Source organism: Planococcus chinensis (assembly GCF_042681545.1).
In the GTDB taxonomy this organism is placed as follows: domain Bacteria; phylum Bacillota; class Bacilli; order Bacillales_A; family Planococcaceae; genus Planococcus; species Planococcus chinensis.
This window is the reverse complement of record NZ_JBHUFW010000002.1, coordinates 354816-373305: the sequence shown is the minus strand read 5'-3', so window position 1 is coordinate 373305 and position 18490 is coordinate 354816. Positions and strand designations below refer to the sequence as shown.

The following is an 18490-nucleotide window of genomic DNA, read 5'->3' as shown; positions in this document are numbered from 1 at the left end:
CAACATTCTCCTCTATTCTCTTGTTCCAGTCTCAACGCCGGAATCCGATCGTTCGGCCGGCTTGTTTCGGCAAGTCCAGCCCTTTATGTTCGTCTTGAATCTTTTCAACTTTTTCAGCAACTGGCTTCGGAAACGGTGCGGGCCGCCCTTGTTCAGCATCCATGCCCATCAGCATCTGTTCGCTCGTCGCTACGATATCGCCAGCCGCATTTTCCATCTTCAAAAAGATATGGAGGCGTTTGGCATCGCTGTCCAAAAGCTGGTAGCTGACACGCAACGCTTCACCTTCATGGGCTTCCTTCAAATAACAAAGGTGCGTTTCCAGCGTAAACATCGTGTAAATGTATTGTTTGCGCGCTTCGGCATCCAAACCGATAGCTTCAATAAATTCATCAGCAGCCAAACTGAAAACTTTGGCATACGCCGCATCGTTCATATGGCCGTTATAGTCGACCCAATCAGGTTGAACTGAAACTTGAAATCTCAGGTTTGTATCCGCCATCGTGCTTCCTCCTAACAGATCCTCAGTTTTTTACAGCGGCTTTCGATTCCGGCCAATAGGACTCGACTAGATCCAGCAGCTCCACCAGGAACTCATTGCGTTTGGTTTCCAATTCAGCAATGGTCGTGTCTCCTGCATGGCTTTCGCAGCCGTTGATGACTTTTTCTTTCAGTTCATCCGTCAGTTCAGGTGCCTCAAGCTTTGTCCAGGGCAACTTCAGCGCAGGGCCGAATTGTTCAAGCATATGCCGCATGCCTTTTTCTCCGCCTGCCAAATGGAATGTCATAAACGGCCCCATCTGCGCCCAACGGAGCCCAGCGCCGTATACAATCGCTGCATCCACTTCTTCCGTGGTCGCAACGCCGTCATTGACCATATGCAGTGCTTCACGCCACAAGGCTTCCATCAATCGGTCTGCCAAATGCCCTTCAATTTCCTTTTGGATGATCAGGGGTTTCATTCCGATCTCTTGAAAGAACTGGCGTGCATGTTCCATGATCGCTGCATCCGTCTGTTTTCCGCCGACCAGTTCAACAAGCGGCAATATGTATACCGGGTTGAACGGATGGGCGACAATCAGCCGTTGTGGATGCTTTAAGCCTTCTTGGAGAATGCTTGGGACGATTCCGGAGGTACTGGAGCCGATGATTGCTTCCGGTTTGGCGTATTTGTCGATGTCCGCCAATACCGCTTTCTTCAATGCTTCACGCTCAGGTACGTTTTCTTGGATATAGTCCGCTCCGCGCACAGCTTCTTCGACCGTTTCTTTGAAGGTAATGCGGCTTTGATGCGCTCCTTCTGCCAGTCCCAGTTTCTCCAAGGACGGCCACGCTTGCGCAATTGCTTTTGTTGTCCGCTCTTTTGCGCCTTCAGCCGGATCGAATGCGATGACATCGAACCCGTTCGCCAAGAACCGTGCTATCCAGCCATTGCCGATTACTCCGGTTCCAACTACGGTTATATTTTTGATTCCGTGATTTCCTTTGTTCATGATTTTCCTCCTCCATATGGATTTCTGAGCTGGTAATGGATTCTTGCTTCCGCTGGAGTCATAACTTCAACGCCGGCTTCATGCAATTTTTTCACTGCAGCGTCTACCAACTGCTCGTTCGTTGCGAATACCCCTTTGCCCAGGTAAAGGTTGTCTTCGAGTCCGACACGGACGTTGCCGCCGTGCTGCGCTGCCATTTCCATAATCGGCATCTGCAATCGGCCGATTCCGAATGCCGACCAATGGGCATTATCCGGAAGTCGGTTTTTCATATATAGCATCGTTTCCTCATCCGCTTCCGCTCCCCACGGGATACCGAGACAGAATTGGAACATCGGATCACCGTCCACCAAACCTTCCTCGATCAGTTGCTTTGCAAAACGCAGATGGCCCGTGTCAAAGCATTCCAGCTCCGGCTTCACGCCGCTTTCCTGGATCAGCTTCGCTTGTTCGCGCAGCCAATTTGTCGGGCTCATATAGACCATGTCCCCGAAATTGACACTTCCGCAGTCCAATGTACACATTTCCGGCAAAAGCGAGCCTACCGGTTCGTGCCGTTCGCGCGGCACCTGCATATCTGTGCCTTTGCCGCCGGCTTCCGGATTCGCTAAATTCGGAATGAAATCTCCCCCGCCGCCTGAAGTGATGTTGATGATGACATCTGTTTCCGATTCGCGGATGCGCTCCACGATTTCCTTGTAATGGTTCAGGTCGTGGCTGATGCCGCCCGTCTTAGGATCCCGTGCATGGACATGGGCCACAGTCGCTCCTGCTTTTGCGGATTCAATGGCTGATTCGGCGATTTCTTTGGGCGTTACCGGCACATAGCTGCTTTTTGCGGTTGTGTCGCCTGCACCCGTCACTGCTGCCGTTAATAATACTTTTTGTTTCAAATCAATTCCTCCTTTTTTTGGTTCTATCGACTCATTCTTTTTATGTATTTTGTAATTATAATTATTCTTCGTTTTTTCAGCACTTTTAAACTGTACCATCTGGACGGTAACGTTTCAAGGTCATTTTTAGAATTTCTACAGCCCTTGAATAAAAGTTATGGGTTTTCCCGCCTTTAGGCACTGCCCTTAAAGGATTTACAAAAACCAGATTGTCCAATTTTTTCAACAAAAAAAATCCACATCCTTCGAAGAGGACATAGATTTTCGGCCGGTCATTCGCTGGCCCAAGAGATTAACTTTTTATAAATAGCCGTCTTTTTTTCATCGGTCAATTGGTTGAGATCGAAGAGTTCGTTGAGCCAGATGCCATCTGTAGCGAGCCGGATAATCGTAGCTTTCACAGGGTCGATTCCATCGTTTTCAATCTCCGATTGCCATTCCATGTACAGGTCCCGAATCGGGTTCAGCAGTTCCTCATTTACCGCTTTTGCAGCCAAAAGCCCCGAATTCATATCTGTTTTTTTATACGGATTATTGAAAGTGACATCTACGTAAGACGTGAGCCATCTTCCTTTTTCTAAGTTGGATTCGTGTGCCGCGGCTGCTATCTTCTCGCGGTAATTCTCCGCCAGATGTTCGACCATTCCCTGAACCAATGCTTCTTTCGAAGGAAAGTGATACAGCAGGCCTCCTTTGCTGACCCCCGCTTCTGCTGCTGTTGCTTCTAATGTCAGATTGAAGATCCCTCTTTCACTGACTATTTTTGATGCTGCATGTAATATTTCCACTTTTCTTGTCACTCTGCCCATACGAAACCCCTCTACAATGAATTTGCCTTTCACTATACTACCTGGACGGTTTTTTTACAAATAGATTTATCGGCCTGTTTTGAAAACAACCAGTATCAGGGATGTTCTTATAACAGTAAATCCAGCACTTTTTAACCGTCGCATCAAAGAACAAACCATTTTTTCAGAAAAGAAAACCGGGCTTCCCTTGGAGGAAACCCGGTTTTTTAATACTTTTTTTATTCGACCATTTGGATAAACTGGCGCGTGCGTTCGTGCTTCGGATTTTCGAAGAACGTCTTCGGATCGGAAGATTCAATGATGACGCCTTTGTCCAGCATGATGACGCGGTCTGCCACTTCCTTGGCAAACTTCATCTCATGAGTGACAACAACCATCGTCATGCCCTCTTCCGCCAACTGTTTCATGACCTGTAGCACTTCGCCCACCAGTTCGGGATCCAGCGCTGACGTCGGTTCGTCAAACAGCAGCACTTTCGGCTCCATTGCAAGCGCCCGGGCGATTGCCACCCGCTGCTTCTGTCCGCCCGACAGTTTGCTCGGGTACACATTCGCCTTGTCGCCGAGCCCTACTTTTTCAAGCAGGGACAATCCTAATTGCTTCGCTTTTTCCTTGTCCATTTTTTTTACAATGATCGGTGCTTCGATGACGTTTTCCAATACCGTTTTGTGCGGGAACAGATTGAAGTGCTGGAAAACCATCCCGACTTCCGCCCGGATATCCGGCAATTTGTCCTTTTTCGGATCGATGGTATGGCCGTCAATCGTTATTTTTCCGCTGTTCATTTCTTCTAAAAAGTTGAAGCAGCGCAGAAGCGTACTTTTACCGGATCCGCTGACTCCCACAAGAACGACCACTTCCTGGGGCTTTACATGCAGATCGATGCCTTTCAGCACTTCCAAATCACCAAATGATTTATGGATGTTTTCGCCAATAATCATGATCTTAACCCCCTCACACTTTGTCTACATCCAGCCTGTTTTCATACCATCTGACGATGTACGTGAAAATCATGACCAGGACCAAATAATAGAAGCCTACAACGATGAATGTTTCAAACTGTTTGAAGGAGCTTGCGGCTGCCCGGTTGGCCACCGAGAACAGTTCCGCTACCCCGATCATCCAGACCAGGGAGGAATCCTTCAACGTGATGATAAACTGGTTGCCAAGCGGCGGGATGGAACGGCGCAGCGCCTGCGGGAAGACAATTCTCCGCATCAACTGGCTGTTCGTCATCCCGAGCGCACGGCTCGCTTCCGTCTGGCCGTGGTCGATCCCTTGAATCGCCCCCCGGAAGATTTCGGCAATGTATGCCCCGTTGTGGACTCCTAGAGCCAGCGCACCGGCCCAGAAGTTATCAAGGACAACAATTTGCGTGATCCCGAAATAAAGGAACATGATCTGTACGAGTAAAGGCGTCCCACGGATGATCGTGATGTACAGATTGGCAATGCCTTGCAGAATTTTGGATTTCGATATTTTCATCAGGGCAAAGACCAAGCCCAGCACCGTACCGAGGACGACGGAAATTGCTGTCAATTCCAGCGTGATGATGACGGCATCCAAAAATCCTGGATAAGTGGTTAAAAATATATCAATTATCGTTTGAATGCTCTCCATGTCTATTCCCCTCTCCGTTTAGCGCAGAACTTCGATTCCTTCTGTCTCCACTTCGAGGAGGTTAGTGCCGAACCATTTCTCGGAAATCTCTGCGTAAGTTCCGTCTTCAATAATGGCATCCAATGCTCTGTTAATCTCTTCAAGCAAGGCTTCGTCTTCAGGACGGACTGCGATGGCAGCTTCTTCAATCCAGAGGTTATCGCCGATGTCCTTGATTTCAAGGCCGGCTTTCTGTGCTTCAAATCCGACAACGTCCGAAGTGATGACGGCGTCGACACGCCCAGGAACCAATTCCTGCAACGCGACAACATCGCTATTGTAGTACTGGATATCGTCTGTGAACTCTTTTGCCGCCGGTTCGTAGGTCGTCTGCGCTACAATTCCGATTTTCTTGCCTTCAAGGTCGGCTGGTTCTTTGATTTCTGTATTTCCTTCAGCGACCCAGATCTTCCCGCCTGACAAATAGTATGGATCCGAGAAAGCTACCGTTTTCGCGCGCTCATCCGTGATGGCCATTGAACCGAGTACGGCGTCATACTTCTTGCCGATCAGGCCCTGGATAATTGTTTCGAACGGGTTTGTCACCGGATTGTGCTCGAGGCCCATCTCTTCTGACAACGCCGCGCCGATTTCAATATCAAAGCCTGTCAATTTTCCGCCTTCTTCATAGTTGAACGGTTTGTAAAGCCCGCTGGCTGCTGTTGTGAACTTGCCTTCTTCAAGCAGATTCAGTTCGTTTCCGCCGCCTTCTGTGCTTGTTCCGCCCGATTCTCCCGATCCGGCCGAGTCTTCTGATCCTCCACAAGCTGCCATGAGCATCCCTGTTGATAAAATTACACCTAAAAATGATAATTTCTTTTTCATGCTGTTCTCCCCTTTTCGTTTTATGAATTGACCAAAACGCCTAGGCGTTCCGGGGCTTGCCGGTAAATTGAACAATCTTCAATAGAAAATATCCTTCTTCTTGTACATCTCTTCGATCCGCGCCAGATTCCCTTTCACTTTGGCGTGCTCTTTGACGTAGACAAAACGCATGATCGACGTCAGAAGCGCATGCACCGCCGTGTAGGAGTCGATGTTCAGGTTTGAATTCACTGCCACCGGAAGCGCAATGTCCGAAAATTCGGCGGCTGGCGAGTCTGCTGAATCTGTCAGCACAATCACTTCCGCCCCCTGCTCTTTTGCTGTTTGAAGGGTTTCGAGCATCACTTTCGTGTACCGCGGGAAAACAAAAGCAATGACAATATCCCCGGGTCCGACGCGTGAAAGCTGGCTGTAGAACTGGCCGTCCGACGAGACAAGCATTTCCGTCTGGTCGATGGCCATATTCAGCCATCCGGAAAACCAGTGGGCCAGGCCGTAATCGAAAAAATTGCTGGTGACATAGATATGGTCCGCAAAACTGATCATATCCACTACCTGCAGCAGCTTCTCCTCATCGATCGATTGCTTCAGCTTCTCGATGCTAAGAATATCTGCATCCAGCAGATTCTCCAGAAAAGACTGGTCTGCATCCGGCTCAAGCGTTTCCTGTTCCGCTTGCTCCAGCCTTTCCTGTGCCAGTTTCCGCTGTACCACTTGCTGGAACTCCGCATATCCCTTATATCCCAGTTTCTGTGTCCAGCGGATTACCGTCGATTCACTGACGTTCACCCTTCTTCCGACTTCCAAAGCTGAAGAAAATGCGAGGAATATGGGTTCCCGGAAAAACAAATCACCGACTTTCTTCTGGCCGGAACTGAAATCTTTATAAGATTCCGACACACTCCGCAGTAAATCCTGCATAATCTCCGCCCCCAAAACAAGAAATTACTCAAATGCCTATAAAAAGTATAACCTTTTGCAGGAAACCCTGCAATACTTCTCTGAATATTCGTTGAATCTTTTTACTTATTCTTTATTCCGAATCTTCCATGATTCCAGATATGTATGTCTTAACTTAAACATTTTTTAGATATTTTGCTTAATAAAGTCCTAGATAAAGAGAAGATGGGGAAAAGCCTTTTTGGTGTAAGACCTGTTTGGGAGGGTGAAAATGAAGGATTTGCTTCAGAATTCAGTTTTTAAAAAATATTCCCTCACCTCTCCCTTTTGAAACACAGTTTTTAACTATTTCATGAAAGCAATAGGAATGCGAGGAAGAAAGCGCGAATGTACCTTTATGGAGGCTCCTGATAGATTCCCGATACCTTATAAGTTAGAATAAAAATATAATATTTGTATAAGAATAGTATTGGAGTGGATGGCATGGTTTGGGATACGAGGATTTTCCGTCTTTTTATCGTTTGGTACTGCATCGGCATTGTATTGCTCAGTTTTGACCTGCTTCCGCCTTGGCTCGAATGGGCCAATGCATTTTTCCTGATGCTTGCCGGCACACTCGGCTTTCTTTATTTCTTCCGTAAGTTCGGCAAAACGACAGGCGGCATTCTTGGAGCAGTGATCTTCGTATTCACGTTCATCGTGGAGGGTGCAGGTGCCGGCGCTGATTTCCTGTTCGGTTCCTATGACTATACAGAACGTTTCGCCCCGAACCTTTTCGGGGTGCCGATTGCCATCGGGTTTGCCTGGCTGATGGTGATGGCGACGACCCACGTGCTGGCGCTTTCCATCTTTCCTGAGGGCGGTTGGCGCTATGCGGCTGCAGGCGGCGTCGGGGCAGTCGTCATGGATCTGATTATCGACCCCGTCGCCTTCCATTTGAAGGGCTATTGGATATGGGAAGACACCGGCCTGTACTACGGCATCCCGTGGACAAATTTCACCGGCTGGTTTGTTGTCGCCTTTGTGCTGCATCTCTTGATCGACAGGCTGATGAAGGCAAAGGGCGATCAGTGGAGCTTCGGCATTCCTGAGAAGCGGATGGTGCTGCTCTACATACTAGTGACAGCAATGTTCGTGCTGCTCGGATTGCTCGGCGGTTTATGGCTTGCTGCCGCCGCTTCAACGCTTGGCGCCGCTGCATTTGTTGCAACGGCCCGGAAAAGGAGGCCCGCATGATTACTGCAAAAAAGTCCCCTTTGTTTGAAAGCGTGTTCGAGAAATACTTAAATCCTCTCCTGCGCAGGTCTTTTGCCAATGTGTTCGGCAATGGCATCACGCCGACGCCTTCGAAGCCAGCCATTTTCATCGCCAATCACAGTTCCTGGTGGGACGGCTTGCTGTTCTTCTTTTTCAACCGGACTGTATGGCGGCACGACATCCACATGATGATGGATGAAAAAGGGCTGAAACAATACGGGTTTTTCCGGTATCTCGGCGCCTTCTCCATCAACCGCAGCAAACCGAAAGACATCCTCGCCTCGCTCCAGTATGCAGAACAGCTGCTGCTCAGCGGAAAGACAGTCGTTTTGTTTCCGCAGGGCGATGAATTCCATCAGGAGGTCCGCCCGCTTGGTTATAGTACCGGCATCGCCTATTTGATGGAGCGCTGCCCTGATATGCCGGTTGTCCCGATTTCGTTCTATTACTCTTTCCGCCATGAGAAGAAACCGGAAGTATGGGTGCAGCAAGGCGAACCCTTCCTTTACAGCAGCCTTCCCGGGACTAGCCGGAAAGAGAAAACAGCAGCCATTGAAGAAGCGGCCATCCGGCAATTGGACCGCTTGAAGAGTTTTGTCGTCGCTGAAGAAACAGGCGCATTCCGTAATTTTCTAAGAAAGGGGGATTAGCATGCTGTTTCTGATTGCAGCGCTTTCCGCTTTTCTTTTATGGACAGTCGCCAACAGTTTTTTCCTCCCTTCCTTGCCCCGGACTTCCCGGATGGAGGATCCGCCGCTGGTGTCCGTCCTGGTCCCGATGCGCAATGAGGAACGGAACGTCGAAACCTTGGCGAACGCCTTGAAAGCATCCCTTTATCCCAATCTGGAATTCATCATTCTGAACGACCAGTCGACCGACCGCACAGCCGAGCTCCTGGAGCAGCATACGGCAGGCGATTCCAGGTTCACCGTCATCGAAGGGAAGGAACTGCCAAAGGGTTGGGTCGGCAAAGTCTACGCCTGCCACCAATTGCAGGAGCATGCCACCGGCCGGTTCCTGCTGTTTATCGATGCAGACATCCGTTTCACACCGGAAGCGATCGGCCAGTCGCTGGTTTTATTGGCACGGCGGAACGCCCAATTGCTGTCCGGTTTCCCAGCCTTCGACGTACCGCCTTTCCTGAGCAAGCTGCTTGTGCCGATGCAGCATTTCGTCGTGTTCTTCCATTTGCCGCTGGCTGCGGCAAACCTCATGAATTTCCCTGCCGCAACGGCCGCCAACGGTATGTGGATGCTGTTCGAGCGGAGCGGTTATGATGCGGCCGGCGGACATGCCGCCGTCCGTGATTCTCTTGTCGAAGACGTGCACATCGCCCGGCGCATCAAAGCTTCCGGCCAGAAGATGCTCCTTGCGAACATTACCGGATCCGTGCGCTGCCGCATGTACGAAACCAATCATGACGTTTGGGAAGGGTTCTTGAAGAACAGCTACTCGGGCATTGGCCGCTCCCCCTTGCTCGCTGCCGGACTGATTGCTTTTTACAGCATCTTTTATATCTTTCCGCTGTTTTTGGCGGTTTACGGCATCATTTCTGGTGATCTGATTTACACTGCGCCTTATGGGCTCGCGGTCCTGCAGCAAGGATATGTCATGGCCCGTACGCGCCAGCGCTTGTACCTGGCATTCCTGATGCCGCTGCAGGCCGCAGCCATGATTGCCGTTTTGATGCAGTCCATGTGGAAGAGCTGGCGAAAAAAACCGTATTCCTGGAAAGGAAGGCATTATTCATGAAAAAGATCATCGTCATCGGCGGCGGGCTCGGCGGGCTGGCAGCTGCCGTCACACTTGCACACGCCGGGTTCCATGTCCGCCTGTTCGAGAAAAACCGGCATCTCGGAGGCAAGTTGATGCCGGTGCACCTCGGCTCCTATTCCTTCGATTTCGGCCCCAACACCATAACGATGCCCCAAGTGTTCAAAGGGATCATCGAGCAGACCGGGGAACGCGCAGAAGATTACTTCGACCTCATCCCGCTCCAAAGCCACACACGGAACCACTTCCCGGATGGCGCGACCCTTGATTTTTCATCGGATGCTGCGGAGATGGAAAAGGAGATCGCCCGCTTTTCGTCCCGCGACGCCGCCAATTATTCGGCGTTTTTAAAAGAAGTCGCCCGGCTGTATGGGATGTCCGAGCGCTATTTCTTCCCGGCCACCTTCCAGTCCTGGAAAGATTACGTTTCGCCTTCGCTCGGTCTTGCATTGCTGCGCGCCCGGCCGGCCGAAACGCTGCACCACTTTTTCAGCCGCTACTTTTCCGATAAGCGGCTGATCCAATCGCTCGACCGCTATGCCACTTACATCGGTTCGTCGCCGTTCAAAGCTCCGGCAACCTTTTCTATGATCGCCCATCTTGAACTCGCACAGGGCGTCTATTACACAAAGGGCGGAAATGTGCGGATTGCAGAAGCTTTTGCGGCTGTCGCCCAAAAACACGGCGCTATCCTTCATACGGAAACGGAAGTCCAAAAGATCCTGATTGAAAACGGCCAGGCAACTGGCGTCGTGCTGGCTGACGGGCGTACGTTCGAAGCGGACCTGGTAATTTTGAACGGCGATTTGCTGTCGGCTTATCCGAAGCTTGTTGAAGAAAGGTTCCGCTCTTCGTTCACAGATGACAAAATCCGCCGATTCGAGCCGTCCATCTCGGCTTTTGTCATCACGGCGGGGCTGAGCACCCGCCTTCCCGGCCTGAAACACCATAACGTCTTTTTCTCGGGTGATTACCAACAGGAATTCGACGATCTTTTCAGCAAGCAGCGTTACAGCGAAGAGCCGACTGTCTACATCAGCAATTCTTCCTATACCGATTCCGATGCAGCTCCGGAGGGGGACAATTTGTTCATCTTGGTCAATGCCCCGGCACTGGCTTCCGACGGCAGTCTGCAGATCAAGCCGGAACTCTATAAGGAGCGGATCTATGATTTTCTTCAGACCTACGGGCTCGACATCCGGAGCCATGTGGTGGAAGAGCGGGTCTTCACACCGGTTTTCCTGAAAGATAAATTCAATGCATACCGGGGCTCCCTTTACGGCCCTTCCTCCCACCGCAAAGCGGATGCCTTTCTGCGGCCGGCCAATGCCAGCACGGATATTGAAAACCTCTTCTTTATCGGAGGCAGCACCCATCCTGGCGGAGGCTCCCCCATCGTCACCATGGGCGGCCAGAATCTGGCCAGGCAGATCATCAGCAAGCATAAAACATAAAAAAGCTTCAGCGCCATAAAAGGTGCTGAAGCTTTTTTATAGGCAAGCGAGAATCGCTTGCTTGGATTTTTCCGAAACATAATGCTTTTCACGGAAAACGTTATATTCTTTTTCACGGATCGCGAACAGGATTTCCCGATAGACGAGGCCTGCCCCTTTCACCGCCATGCGGGACTGGAGCGGGTATTCCTGGATTGTCTCGAACGAATGCCGGTAATAGCGTTCTGCTTCAGCTGCAAGCTCTTCCCATACCGCTACAAACGGCTGGTTCACTTCATTTCGAAGCAAATGGGCTTCCGTCAGCCCGTGCTTGCGCATGGTTTCTTCCGGCAAATAAATCCGTCCGATCCTCAGATCCTGTCCGACATCCCGGAGAATGTTCGTAATCTGCATTGCATAGCCGAGCGACACGGCGCCTTCTTTCAGCACCGCCTCTTTGCCGGGAGCCAGGACCGGCAGCAGCATGAGGCCGACGCTACTCGCGACATGATAGCAATAGACCAATAAATCCTCAAGCGTTTCATAGCGGCTGTCGACAAGATCCATCTCCTGCCCGGCAATCAGGCAATTGAAGGCTTCCTCGTCCATCTGAAAATTTTTAAAGACGTCGTGCAGCGCGACCCACATCGGGTTTTCCGCATCAAACGAACCGGAGAGAAATTGCTGGAACGTCCCTTTGAACCTTGCCAGCTCCACATCAGGATTCTTACCTTCATCCACGATATCGTCAACCGTGCGGCAAAAGGCATAAACGGCCCAGACCGCTTTCCGTTTCTCCTTCGGCAGCAGCGAAAAGGCTTTGTAGAAGCTTTTGGAATTGGCAGCAATAATTTCTTCACAGCGATTGTAGGCTTCTCTAACGTCCATCATGAACCGCTCCTTCCACTGTTGAACTCGAGCTCCACTTCTTCCGCCAGCAGCTTGGCTCCCTGCATGACAATCGGGATGCCGCCGCCCGGATGGACGGATGCTCCGACTGCAAACAGGCCGCGCGTCTTAAACGGTTTGACCTGCGGGCGGAAAACGCCGGATTGGAACAGCGTCGGGCCAATTCCGAAACTGCCGCCTTTGAACAACCCGAAGGCTTCCGCTTCCGACGGCGTCCGCACTTCCATCCATTCCACTGCATCCCTTAATCCCGGAAATGCCAGTTGTTCAGCCCGGTCCACCACTTCGTCGATCCAGGCCGTTTCCGATGCCCAATCGACATCTGACCCCGCCGGAACCGGAATAAGCACATACAGCACACCTTTTCCTTCAGGGGCAAGCGAAGCGTCGATTTTGGAAGGATGGAACGTATAGAATGCCGGATCCTCAGGCAATTTCTTTTTGCTGAACACACTGTCCATATGCCCCGAATAGCTGGAACCGATAAAGAACTGGTGGACATTTACGTCCTCGTATACTTTGTCGAGCCCGAAGTAAAGCAGTACACAGCCCGATGAAGGGATAAACTCCTTCTTTTTTACACCGGGCAGCACCGAGGCAATCGACGGAAAGTCTCCATTATATATTACGCCGTCGAATGGCTGGAATCCTGCCTCAGTTTCAATTCCTTTTGCAGCCCCTTCTTCGATGACTAAACTTTTCACCGGCGTCCCGGTATGTATGGCCACGTTCGGACGGCTCCTCAATTCCTCTTCAAGGAGCGGTATGAGGCTGCCATAGCCGCCTTTCAAATAATGGACCCCGTGCTCGTGTTCGCTGAATGGCACAAGGGAATAGATCGCCGGAGCATTGAAGGGGTCGCCGCCGATGTAAAGCGCCTGCAAGGTATAAGCCAGCTGCAGGCGTTCATCTTTGAAATAGTTGGACATCAGTTTTTTGACCGACTGCTGCGGCTTCAGCTTCATCAGCTTTTTGATGTTCCCCGGCGTCCAGAAGTCCGCTTTGTTGACGAATGAATGCTCGAGAAATGCCGGAGCGCCGATATCAAACCGTTCTTTGCCTTCTTTCATAAAGCGGCGGAACCCATCCTGTTCACCCGGAAAGACCTTTTCCACCTCTTCCAATTGGCGCTCGAAATCCGGATACTTCGTATAGACCTTTCCATCCGGAAAACGGATCGTGTAAAGCGGGTCGCAAAGGAGCAGTTGGTACCGCTCCTTTTCAACCCCCGCTTCTTCGAGCAGCTTCTTGAACATCTCCGGCAGCAGGACAATGGTCGGCCCTTCATCGATCCGGAAACCGTCCCGTTCCACAAACGTCAGCCTTCCGCCTAGCTTGTCCTCTTTTTCAAAGATGGTGACATCAAATCCCTGTTTGGTGAGGAAAAGTGCGCTCATAAGCCCGCCGACTCCACCGCCTACAATTGCCAGTTTCATCGGGACCCCTCCCATGCAGGAAGCGGCATAATCGGGATGGCGGCTTTTCCATGCTGTTCAAAAATGCCGTTCGTCGTGATCCGCGCCGATTCGAGAATGGTCGGAAGCCCGCTGCCCGGATGTGTCCCGCCCCCGACAAGCCAGCAATTGTCCAGTTCTTCGAATTTATTGTGCGGACGAAAAATCATCATCTGCGACAATTGATGCCCGAGATTGAACGTTGCGCCTTTGTAAACGGAGTAATCTTCTTCCCAGCCCATCGGAGTGAGCAGCTTTTCTTCGACAATGTGGTTCCGCAGGCCTTTGAATTCGGTTTTTTCTTCAATGATGTCGAGAACCAGCTCGCGGAATGTTTCCTGCTCCTGTTCCCAGCCGATATCACTGAAATTGTTCGGGACCGGCGCCAGGATATACAAAGCCGATTTCCCTTCAGGCGCAAGCGTCGGATCGGTGACGCTGGCATTCTGGATGTAGATGGACGGATCTGCGGACAGCATCCGCGTATTGGTGATCTCTTCCACATTCTTCTTATAATCCTTTGAAAAGACGATGGTGTGGTGGGACAGATCGTATGTTGTATCGAGCCCCAGGTACATCATGAACGTCGAACAGGAATATTTCTTCTTCTCCAGTTTTTCCGGCGTGTATTTCTTCAGAATTCCCGGCTCCACCAGATGGGTCATCGCATGGGCGAAATCGGCATTGATGATCACTTCAGCAGCCAGTTCAACATCCCCGTTTTCAAGTTCCACACCTTTTACTGCCCGGTTTTCGATCACCAGCTTTTTGACGCCGCTGCCCGTATGGATCCGGCCGCCCAGTTCCTTGACCACTTTCGCCATCGCCTGCGACAGCTGGTTGACGCCGCCGATCGGATGATAGATGCCGTAAGCATGCTCCATATAGGAGAGGATCGTGAATGCGCCCGGGCATTCCCACGGGGACATTCCCAGGTACTTCGATTGGAACGCAAACGCCATCTTGAGCCGCTCATCTTTGAAATAACGGGAAAGCACGTCGTAGAGGGTCTTGCTGACTTCAAGTTCCGGCAGCGCTTTGATGACTTTCGGCTGCATCATGTGGATCAGGCGGTCCATCCGCGATTGCAGAAGCGGCGTCAATGCTTCAAGCTTCCTGCCCGTCTCGTTCATAAAGCGGACATAGCCTTCCCCGCTGCCCTCGAAATTTTCGTCGATCTGTTTTTTCATTTCCTCAAAATTATGCGTCATCACGAGGTTTTGGTCTTCAAATATCAATTCATACATCGGATCCAATTTCACAGCATCCATGTAGTCTTTCAAATCCCTGCCGGCAATGCTGAAAAGTTCTTCTACAAGATGGATCATGCTCAGGAAAGTCGGACCGGTATCGAACACAAAATCACCCAGCCGCAGCTCGGCATTGCGCCCTCCTACCCCGTCCTGCTTTTCGTAGACATCCACTTCATACCCCTGGCTTGCCAACAGCATGGCAGCGGCTAAGCCGCCAGGCCCAGCTCCAATAACAATCATCCGCTCTTTCATAACTTGACCCCCGTCCAGTCTAACTCGTTACAAAAGTTAGACATTACTTATACATACATTATATATAAGCCGCAAAATATAAACCAGTAATATGGATGACGAATGAGTAGTGAATTTTCAATAATCTTACCATTTTTCTTGAAAGAATACTTTCAAGACGCGGCGGTTCAAACAGGATTTATCGCAGTTTTTTCGGAGTAGAAATTGGAAAGTTATTGCTTCATGAATAAAGCTTAATCCAATTTCAAACGAAGCATATTTTTTAGTAGACCATTGCAAGTGTTTCGTTCATCTAAATATTTACAATTAAACATGTTAATGTATCCATTATCTATATCCATCGGTAGGTATTATTCTTCTTTTTTGAATTTAATGTAAATTTCTTATAGTATTTTACATTTCTCTCATATATATTTTAAATGTTATGAAAATTATATCTCTTACGAGGGGGAACAAAGTTGAAAAAGAACATCTTTGTGAGCACGACTTTAGCTGCAGTTCTTGGGTTCAGTGCGCTGGCTACAGGCAGCGTCTATGCAGCGCCGACCACCAAGGCAGCTGATGCCTTATCCAGCTTTACCGAAATCTCAGGAACGCCAGCGGATCTAGGCGTAGCCAACGACGAACGGCTGATCGAAATGCTTAAGAAAGACGGACGCTTGGCGAAAGATGCCAGCCCTGAAGAAGCACAAAAAGCTTTGCAGGCATTCCTGAAAGGGAAAGCTGAAAGCAATAAAAAAGTCGAAGAGCAGAATCCTCTTTCGAAAAAACACGAGCATTCGCTAAGAGACAAAGCGAGCGGACAGGGATTGGCCAACGGGAAAGGCAACAAGCTCGGCCAAGCCAATAAAACCGCTGTGGCTCCTGTCGAAAACGAAGCATTTGACGGTGAAGTCCGCAAAGACAAAGTGCTTGTCCTCGCCATCGACTTCCCGGATTATAAAACCGGCTCCATTACACCGGAAGAAAGCGACATGTTCTATGAAGACTACCCGACTTCGCATTTTGAAGACATGGTCTTCGGCGACAACGGCTATAAAGGCCCGAACGGCGAGACTTTCGTTTCCATGAAACAATATTACGAGCAGCAGTCAGGCGGCAGCTATACGTTCGACGGTGAAATTGCCGGCTGGTATACAGCTGATAATCCTGCAGCTTATTATGGCGGCAACTATCCTGGTCCTGATGACAGCGACCGCAGAGCAAGATCTCTGGTCTTCGAAGCATTGAAAAAAGCTGGACAAGATCCATCGATCAACCTTTCTGAATACGACGCTTGGGACCGCGATGATTATGACGGCGACGGCGTCTTCAACGAACCCGATGGCATCATCGACCACTTGATGGTTGTCCATGCCGGTGTCGGCGAAGAAGCCGGCGGCGGTAAACTTGGCGGAGACGCTATCTGGTCTCACCGTTCAAGCCTTGGCTTGGTAGCAGTACCAGGCGGCACATCCAACAGCGACCGTTGGGGCGGATTGTTAGGCGCTTCTGATTACACAATTGAACCGGAAGACGGCGCAGGCGGGGTGTTCGCACACGAATACGGCCACGATCTCGGCTTGCCGGATGAATACGACACACAATACTCTGGAACCGGCGAAGCGGTAGCCTACTGGTCCATCATGTCAAGCGGCAGCTGGGCAGGGAAAGTGCCTGGAACTGAGCCGACCGCGTTCAGCCCTTACGCCAAAGAAATGCTTCAAGCAGTCCACGGCGGCAACTGGCTGACAGGGACGACATTGAACGAAAAAGACATTACTGCAGATGGAACGACTGTATTGATTGATGAAAACGTTACGAAAGGCAAGAACAACGACACAGTGCGCGTCGACTTGCCGGAAAAAGCGACGGATGTGAACACGCCATTCAGCGGCACAAAAGAATACTTCAGCGGCAAAGGCGATGAACTGGACAACTCGATGTCAGTTGAAGTCGACTTGACGAACGCCACTTCAGCGGCTCTGAATTTCAAGACTTGGTATGACATTGAAACGGATTGGGATTATGCATCGGTCAAAGTGAACGGAGAATCTATCCAAGGAAATATCACGACAGATACAAATCCGCATGGCCAGAACCCAGGCCACGGCATCACCGGCTCTTCAAACGGCTGGGTGGATGCAAGCTTCGACCTTTCAGCTTTTGCAGGGCAAAAAGTGACGGTTGAACTGAACTATTGGACAGACGTAGCAGCAATCAACCCAGGCTTCTACGCGGATGATCTTGTGATCACAGCAGACGGTAAGACTATCGTTTCTGACGATGCAGAAGGCACTCCTGCTTTCACGCTTGCCGGTTTCACGCAAGATGAAGGAAAAGTCTATTCTGAAAGATACTACCTGCTTGACTGGCGTTCCCACAACGGCATTGATGAAGGCTTAGCCAACATCCGCCGCGGTGCAAGCTTGATGAGCTACGATAAAGGCTTGCTTGTCTGGTACGTAGATACGTTCTACACAGACAACTGGACCGGACTGCATCCAGGTGAAGGTTTCCTTGGCGTAGTTGACGCTGACCAGCAGACAAATTACTGGAGCAGCGGTGCTGTCGGATCGTCACGCTACCAGTTGAACGATGCGGCTTTCAGCTTGAACAAATCTTCTAAGATGTATTTGGATTACCTTGCGATCAACGGCTTGTCGTTGACTGACAACTTCACAAAACGCAACCCGCTATTCGATGACAGCGCTGACTACAGCAACCCGGGAATGGACGACGCAGGGCGCAATGTCCTGAGCACCGGCCTGAAGTTCCGAGTGACTGGCGAAAGCTCTGACGGATCAGTCGGGAAAGTGCACATCTTCAAATAAGAAAAAATGCCCCGGCGCATCCGTTGCGCCGGGGCATTTTTTGGATTCCGCTCAAACAGAAAAGCAGCAGGCGGACACCGGTCTTTCCGGGTCCCCTGCTGCTATTCTTCTATATAATCGATTTAGCCTTATTTAAGGATCTTGATTTTTACGTTTTTGCGTCCCCATTTAAGCGCTGCGCTTTTCGATGGGATAAAGACGTCAATCTTGTTTCCTTTGATGGCGCCGCCTGTGTCGCCGGCTACTGCATAGCCGTAACCTTCAACGTAGACTTTCGTTCCAAGTTTGATCACTCTCGGGTCAACCGCGATCACTTTCAATCCTGGGTTCTTCTTCAAGTTAAGGCCTGTTCTTGTAATTCCGGAACACCCTTTGCAAGATGCTGTATAAGCTGAAGCTGACACTGTGAATTCTCTGACAACCGTGCCGGAAGCTGCACGTGATGGTGTTTTTGCTTTTGAAGCTGTTTTAACTGCTTTGCCTGTTACTTTCAATTTCTGTTTTGGTTTGATGGTAGTGGATTTCAATTTGTTCCAGCTGATCAAGCTGTTCACCGATACTTTGTGCATTTTAGAAATTTTATATAAAGTGTCCCCACTTTTTACTGTGTATGTATTTGAAGCTGCTGAACTTTCTAGAGATGTACCAAGAAATAAAACTAGTGCAAAACTCAAGACGATTAGTAGTTTTTTCAATTTGTTCTCTCCTTTGTTTGTTTTTGCAGTACAAACAAAATAACACGTAAACATTACAGTTGTGTAACAGTT

General features: G+C 50.0%; 17 protein-coding genes. 5 read left to right on the top strand and 12 right to left on the bottom strand.

All coding sequences use genetic code 11. The features are described from left to right. Positions 1–31: 31 nt before the first annotated feature. The 8 genes from ACFSDB_RS01715 to ACFSDB_RS01680 form a co-directional block, all read right to left on the bottom strand. Positions 32–502 carry a thioesterase family protein gene (locus ACFSDB_RS01715; RefSeq protein ID WP_204891369.1) on the bottom strand — a complete coding sequence of 157 codons (471 nt, stop codon included), beginning with the start codon at positions 500–502 and terminating at the stop codon, positions 32–34. 22 nt (positions 503–524) lie between these two features. Continuing rightward, positions 525–1493 (bottom strand): L-carnitine dehydrogenase, encoded by a 969-nt coding sequence (locus ACFSDB_RS01710; protein ID WP_204891370.1) that lies wholly within the window; start codon positions 1491–1493, stop codon positions 525–527. Beyond that, entirely contained in the window at positions 1490–2386 is an 897-nt protein-coding gene (locus ACFSDB_RS01705) for a beta-keto acid cleavage family enzyme (RefSeq protein ID WP_204891371.1), read from the bottom strand. Before ACFSDB_RS01705 ends, ACFSDB_RS01710 begins: the two co-directional genes overlap by 4 nt. A gap of 272 nt (positions 2387–2658) precedes the next feature. Beyond that, a complete protein-coding gene (locus ACFSDB_RS01700) occupies positions 2659–3195 on the bottom strand; it encodes a TetR/AcrR family transcriptional regulator (protein ID WP_204891372.1) in 537 nt (178 codons plus the stop codon). 218 nt (positions 3196–3413) lie between these two features. Beyond that, positions 3414–4136 carry an amino acid ABC transporter ATP-binding protein gene (locus ACFSDB_RS01695; RefSeq protein WP_204891373.1) on the bottom strand — a complete coding sequence of 241 codons (723 nt, stop codon included), beginning with the start codon at positions 4134–4136 and terminating at the stop codon, positions 3414–3416. A 13-nt stretch (positions 4137–4149) separates the two neighbouring features. Continuing rightward, complete coding sequence (locus ACFSDB_RS01690) at positions 4150–4815, bottom strand: amino acid ABC transporter permease (RefSeq protein WP_204891374.1); 666 nt, start codon at positions 4813–4815, stop codon at positions 4150–4152. Between the two features lie 18 nt (positions 4816–4833). Then, positions 4834–5679, bottom strand: a complete 846-nt coding sequence (locus ACFSDB_RS01685; protein ID WP_204891375.1) for a transporter substrate-binding domain-containing protein — start codon at positions 5677–5679, stop codon at positions 4834–4836. Between the two features lie 78 nt (positions 5680–5757). Further along, complete coding sequence (locus ACFSDB_RS01680) at positions 5758–6600, bottom strand: MurR/RpiR family transcriptional regulator (RefSeq protein ID WP_204891376.1); 843 nt, start codon at positions 6598–6600, stop codon at positions 5758–5760. A 462-nt stretch (positions 6601–7062) separates the two neighbouring features. Between ACFSDB_RS01680 and ACFSDB_RS01675 the strand changes: the two genes are divergently transcribed. From ACFSDB_RS01675 to ACFSDB_RS01660, 4 genes are read left to right on the top strand one after another with little or no spacing between them, the layout of a single operon-like run. Next, positions 7063–7815 carry a carotenoid biosynthesis protein gene (locus ACFSDB_RS01675; RefSeq protein WP_204891377.1) on the top strand — a complete coding sequence of 251 codons (753 nt, stop codon included), beginning with the start codon at positions 7063–7065 and terminating at the stop codon, positions 7813–7815. Further along, positions 7812–8486: a lysophospholipid acyltransferase family protein gene (locus ACFSDB_RS01670; RefSeq protein ID WP_204891378.1), complete on the top strand. Its 675-nt coding sequence runs from the start codon at positions 7812–7814 to the stop codon at positions 8484–8486. Before ACFSDB_RS01675 ends, ACFSDB_RS01670 begins: the two co-directional genes overlap by 4 nt. Before the next feature lies 1 nt (position 8487). Continuing rightward, complete coding sequence (locus tag ACFSDB_RS01665; RefSeq protein WP_204891379.1) at positions 8488–9588, top strand: glycosyltransferase family 2 protein; 1101 nt, start codon at positions 8488–8490, stop codon at positions 9586–9588. Then, positions 9585–11063: a phytoene desaturase family protein gene (locus tag ACFSDB_RS01660; RefSeq protein ID WP_204891380.1), complete on the top strand. Its 1479-nt coding sequence runs from the start codon at positions 9585–9587 to the stop codon at positions 11061–11063. Before ACFSDB_RS01665 ends, ACFSDB_RS01660 begins: the two co-directional genes overlap by 4 nt. A gap of 36 nt (positions 11064–11099) precedes the next feature. Here ACFSDB_RS01660 and ACFSDB_RS01655 read toward each other — a convergent pair whose 3' ends face one another. The 3 genes from ACFSDB_RS01655 to ACFSDB_RS01645 are packed head-to-tail and all read right to left on the bottom strand — an operon-like array spanning position 11100 to position 14910. Continuing rightward, positions 11100–11933 (bottom strand): phytoene/squalene synthase family protein, encoded by an 834-nt coding sequence (locus tag ACFSDB_RS01655; RefSeq protein ID WP_204891381.1) that lies wholly within the window; start codon positions 11931–11933, stop codon positions 11100–11102. Beyond that, positions 11930–13387 carry a phytoene desaturase family protein gene (locus ACFSDB_RS01650; protein ID WP_204891382.1) on the bottom strand — a complete coding sequence of 486 codons (1458 nt, stop codon included), beginning with the start codon at positions 13385–13387 and terminating at the stop codon, positions 11930–11932. The genes ACFSDB_RS01655 and ACFSDB_RS01650 overlap by 4 nt, the downstream gene beginning before the upstream one ends. Further along, positions 13384–14910, bottom strand: a complete 1527-nt coding sequence (locus tag ACFSDB_RS01645) for a phytoene desaturase family protein (protein ID WP_204891383.1) — start codon at positions 14908–14910, stop codon at positions 13384–13386. The genes ACFSDB_RS01650 and ACFSDB_RS01645 overlap by 4 nt, the downstream gene beginning before the upstream one ends. A gap of 458 nt (positions 14911–15368) precedes the next feature. On the opposite strand from ACFSDB_RS01645, the gene ACFSDB_RS01640 reads away from it, so the two are divergent. After that, positions 15369–17723, top strand: coding sequence for an immune inhibitor A domain-containing protein (locus ACFSDB_RS01640; protein WP_204891384.1), 2355 nt, complete (start codon positions 15369–15371; stop codon positions 17721–17723). A 128-nt stretch (positions 17724–17851) separates the two neighbouring features. Here the strand turns inward: ACFSDB_RS01640 and ACFSDB_RS01635 are convergent, their stop codons facing one another. Beyond that, positions 17852–18418, bottom strand: coding sequence for a 3D domain-containing protein (locus tag ACFSDB_RS01635; RefSeq protein WP_204891385.1), 567 nt, complete (start codon positions 18416–18418; stop codon positions 17852–17854). Between the last annotated feature and the right edge of the window lie 72 nt (positions 18419–18490).

What these genes read in the sequence shown, in the direction of transcription:
- ACFSDB_RS01695 (WP_204891373.1), bottom strand. Translation starts at nt 4,136, where the DNA reads ATGATTATTGGCGAAAACATCCATAAATCATTTGGTGATTTGGAAGTG.
- ACFSDB_RS01700 (WP_204891372.1), bottom strand. Translation starts at nt 3,195, where the DNA reads ATGGGCAGAGTGACAAGAAAAGTGGAAATATTACATGCAGCATCAAAA.
- ACFSDB_RS01655 (WP_204891381.1), bottom strand. Translation starts at nt 11,933, where the DNA reads ATGATGGACGTTAGAGAAGCCTACAATCGCTGTGAAGAAATTATTGCT.
- ACFSDB_RS01675 (WP_204891377.1), top strand. Translation starts at nt 7,063, where the DNA reads ATGGTTTGGGATACGAGGATTTTCCGTCTTTTTATCGTTTGGTACTGC.
- ACFSDB_RS01670 (WP_204891378.1), top strand. Translation starts at nt 7,812, where the DNA reads ATGATTACTGCAAAAAAGTCCCCTTTGTTTGAAAGCGTGTTCGAGAAA.
- ACFSDB_RS01650 (WP_204891382.1), bottom strand. Translation starts at nt 13,387, where the DNA reads ATGAAACTGGCAATTGTAGGCGGTGGAGTCGGCGGGCTTATGAGCGCA.
- ACFSDB_RS01710 (WP_204891370.1), bottom strand. Translation starts at nt 1,493, where the DNA reads ATGAACAAAGGAAATCACGGAATCAAAAATATAACCGTAGTTGGAACC.
- ACFSDB_RS01685 (WP_204891375.1), bottom strand. Translation starts at nt 5,679, where the DNA reads ATGAAAAAGAAATTATCATTTTTAGGTGTAATTTTATCAACAGGGATG.
- ACFSDB_RS01645 (WP_204891383.1), bottom strand. Translation starts at nt 14,910, where the DNA reads ATGAAAGAGCGGATGATTGTTATTGGAGCTGGGCCTGGCGGCTTAGCC.
- ACFSDB_RS01665 (WP_204891379.1), top strand. Translation starts at nt 8,488, where the DNA reads ATGCTGTTTCTGATTGCAGCGCTTTCCGCTTTTCTTTTATGGACAGTC.
- ACFSDB_RS01660 (WP_204891380.1), top strand. Translation starts at nt 9,585, where the DNA reads ATGAAAAAGATCATCGTCATCGGCGGCGGGCTCGGCGGGCTGGCAGCT.
- ACFSDB_RS01715 (WP_204891369.1), bottom strand. Translation starts at nt 502, where the DNA reads ATGGCGGATACAAACCTGAGATTTCAAGTTTCAGTTCAACCTGATTGG.
- ACFSDB_RS01690 (WP_204891374.1), bottom strand. Translation starts at nt 4,815, where the DNA reads ATGGAGAGCATTCAAACGATAATTGATATATTTTTAACCACTTATCCA.
- ACFSDB_RS01680 (WP_204891376.1), bottom strand. Translation starts at nt 6,600, where the DNA reads ATGCAGGATTTACTGCGGAGTGTGTCGGAATCTTATAAAGATTTCAGT.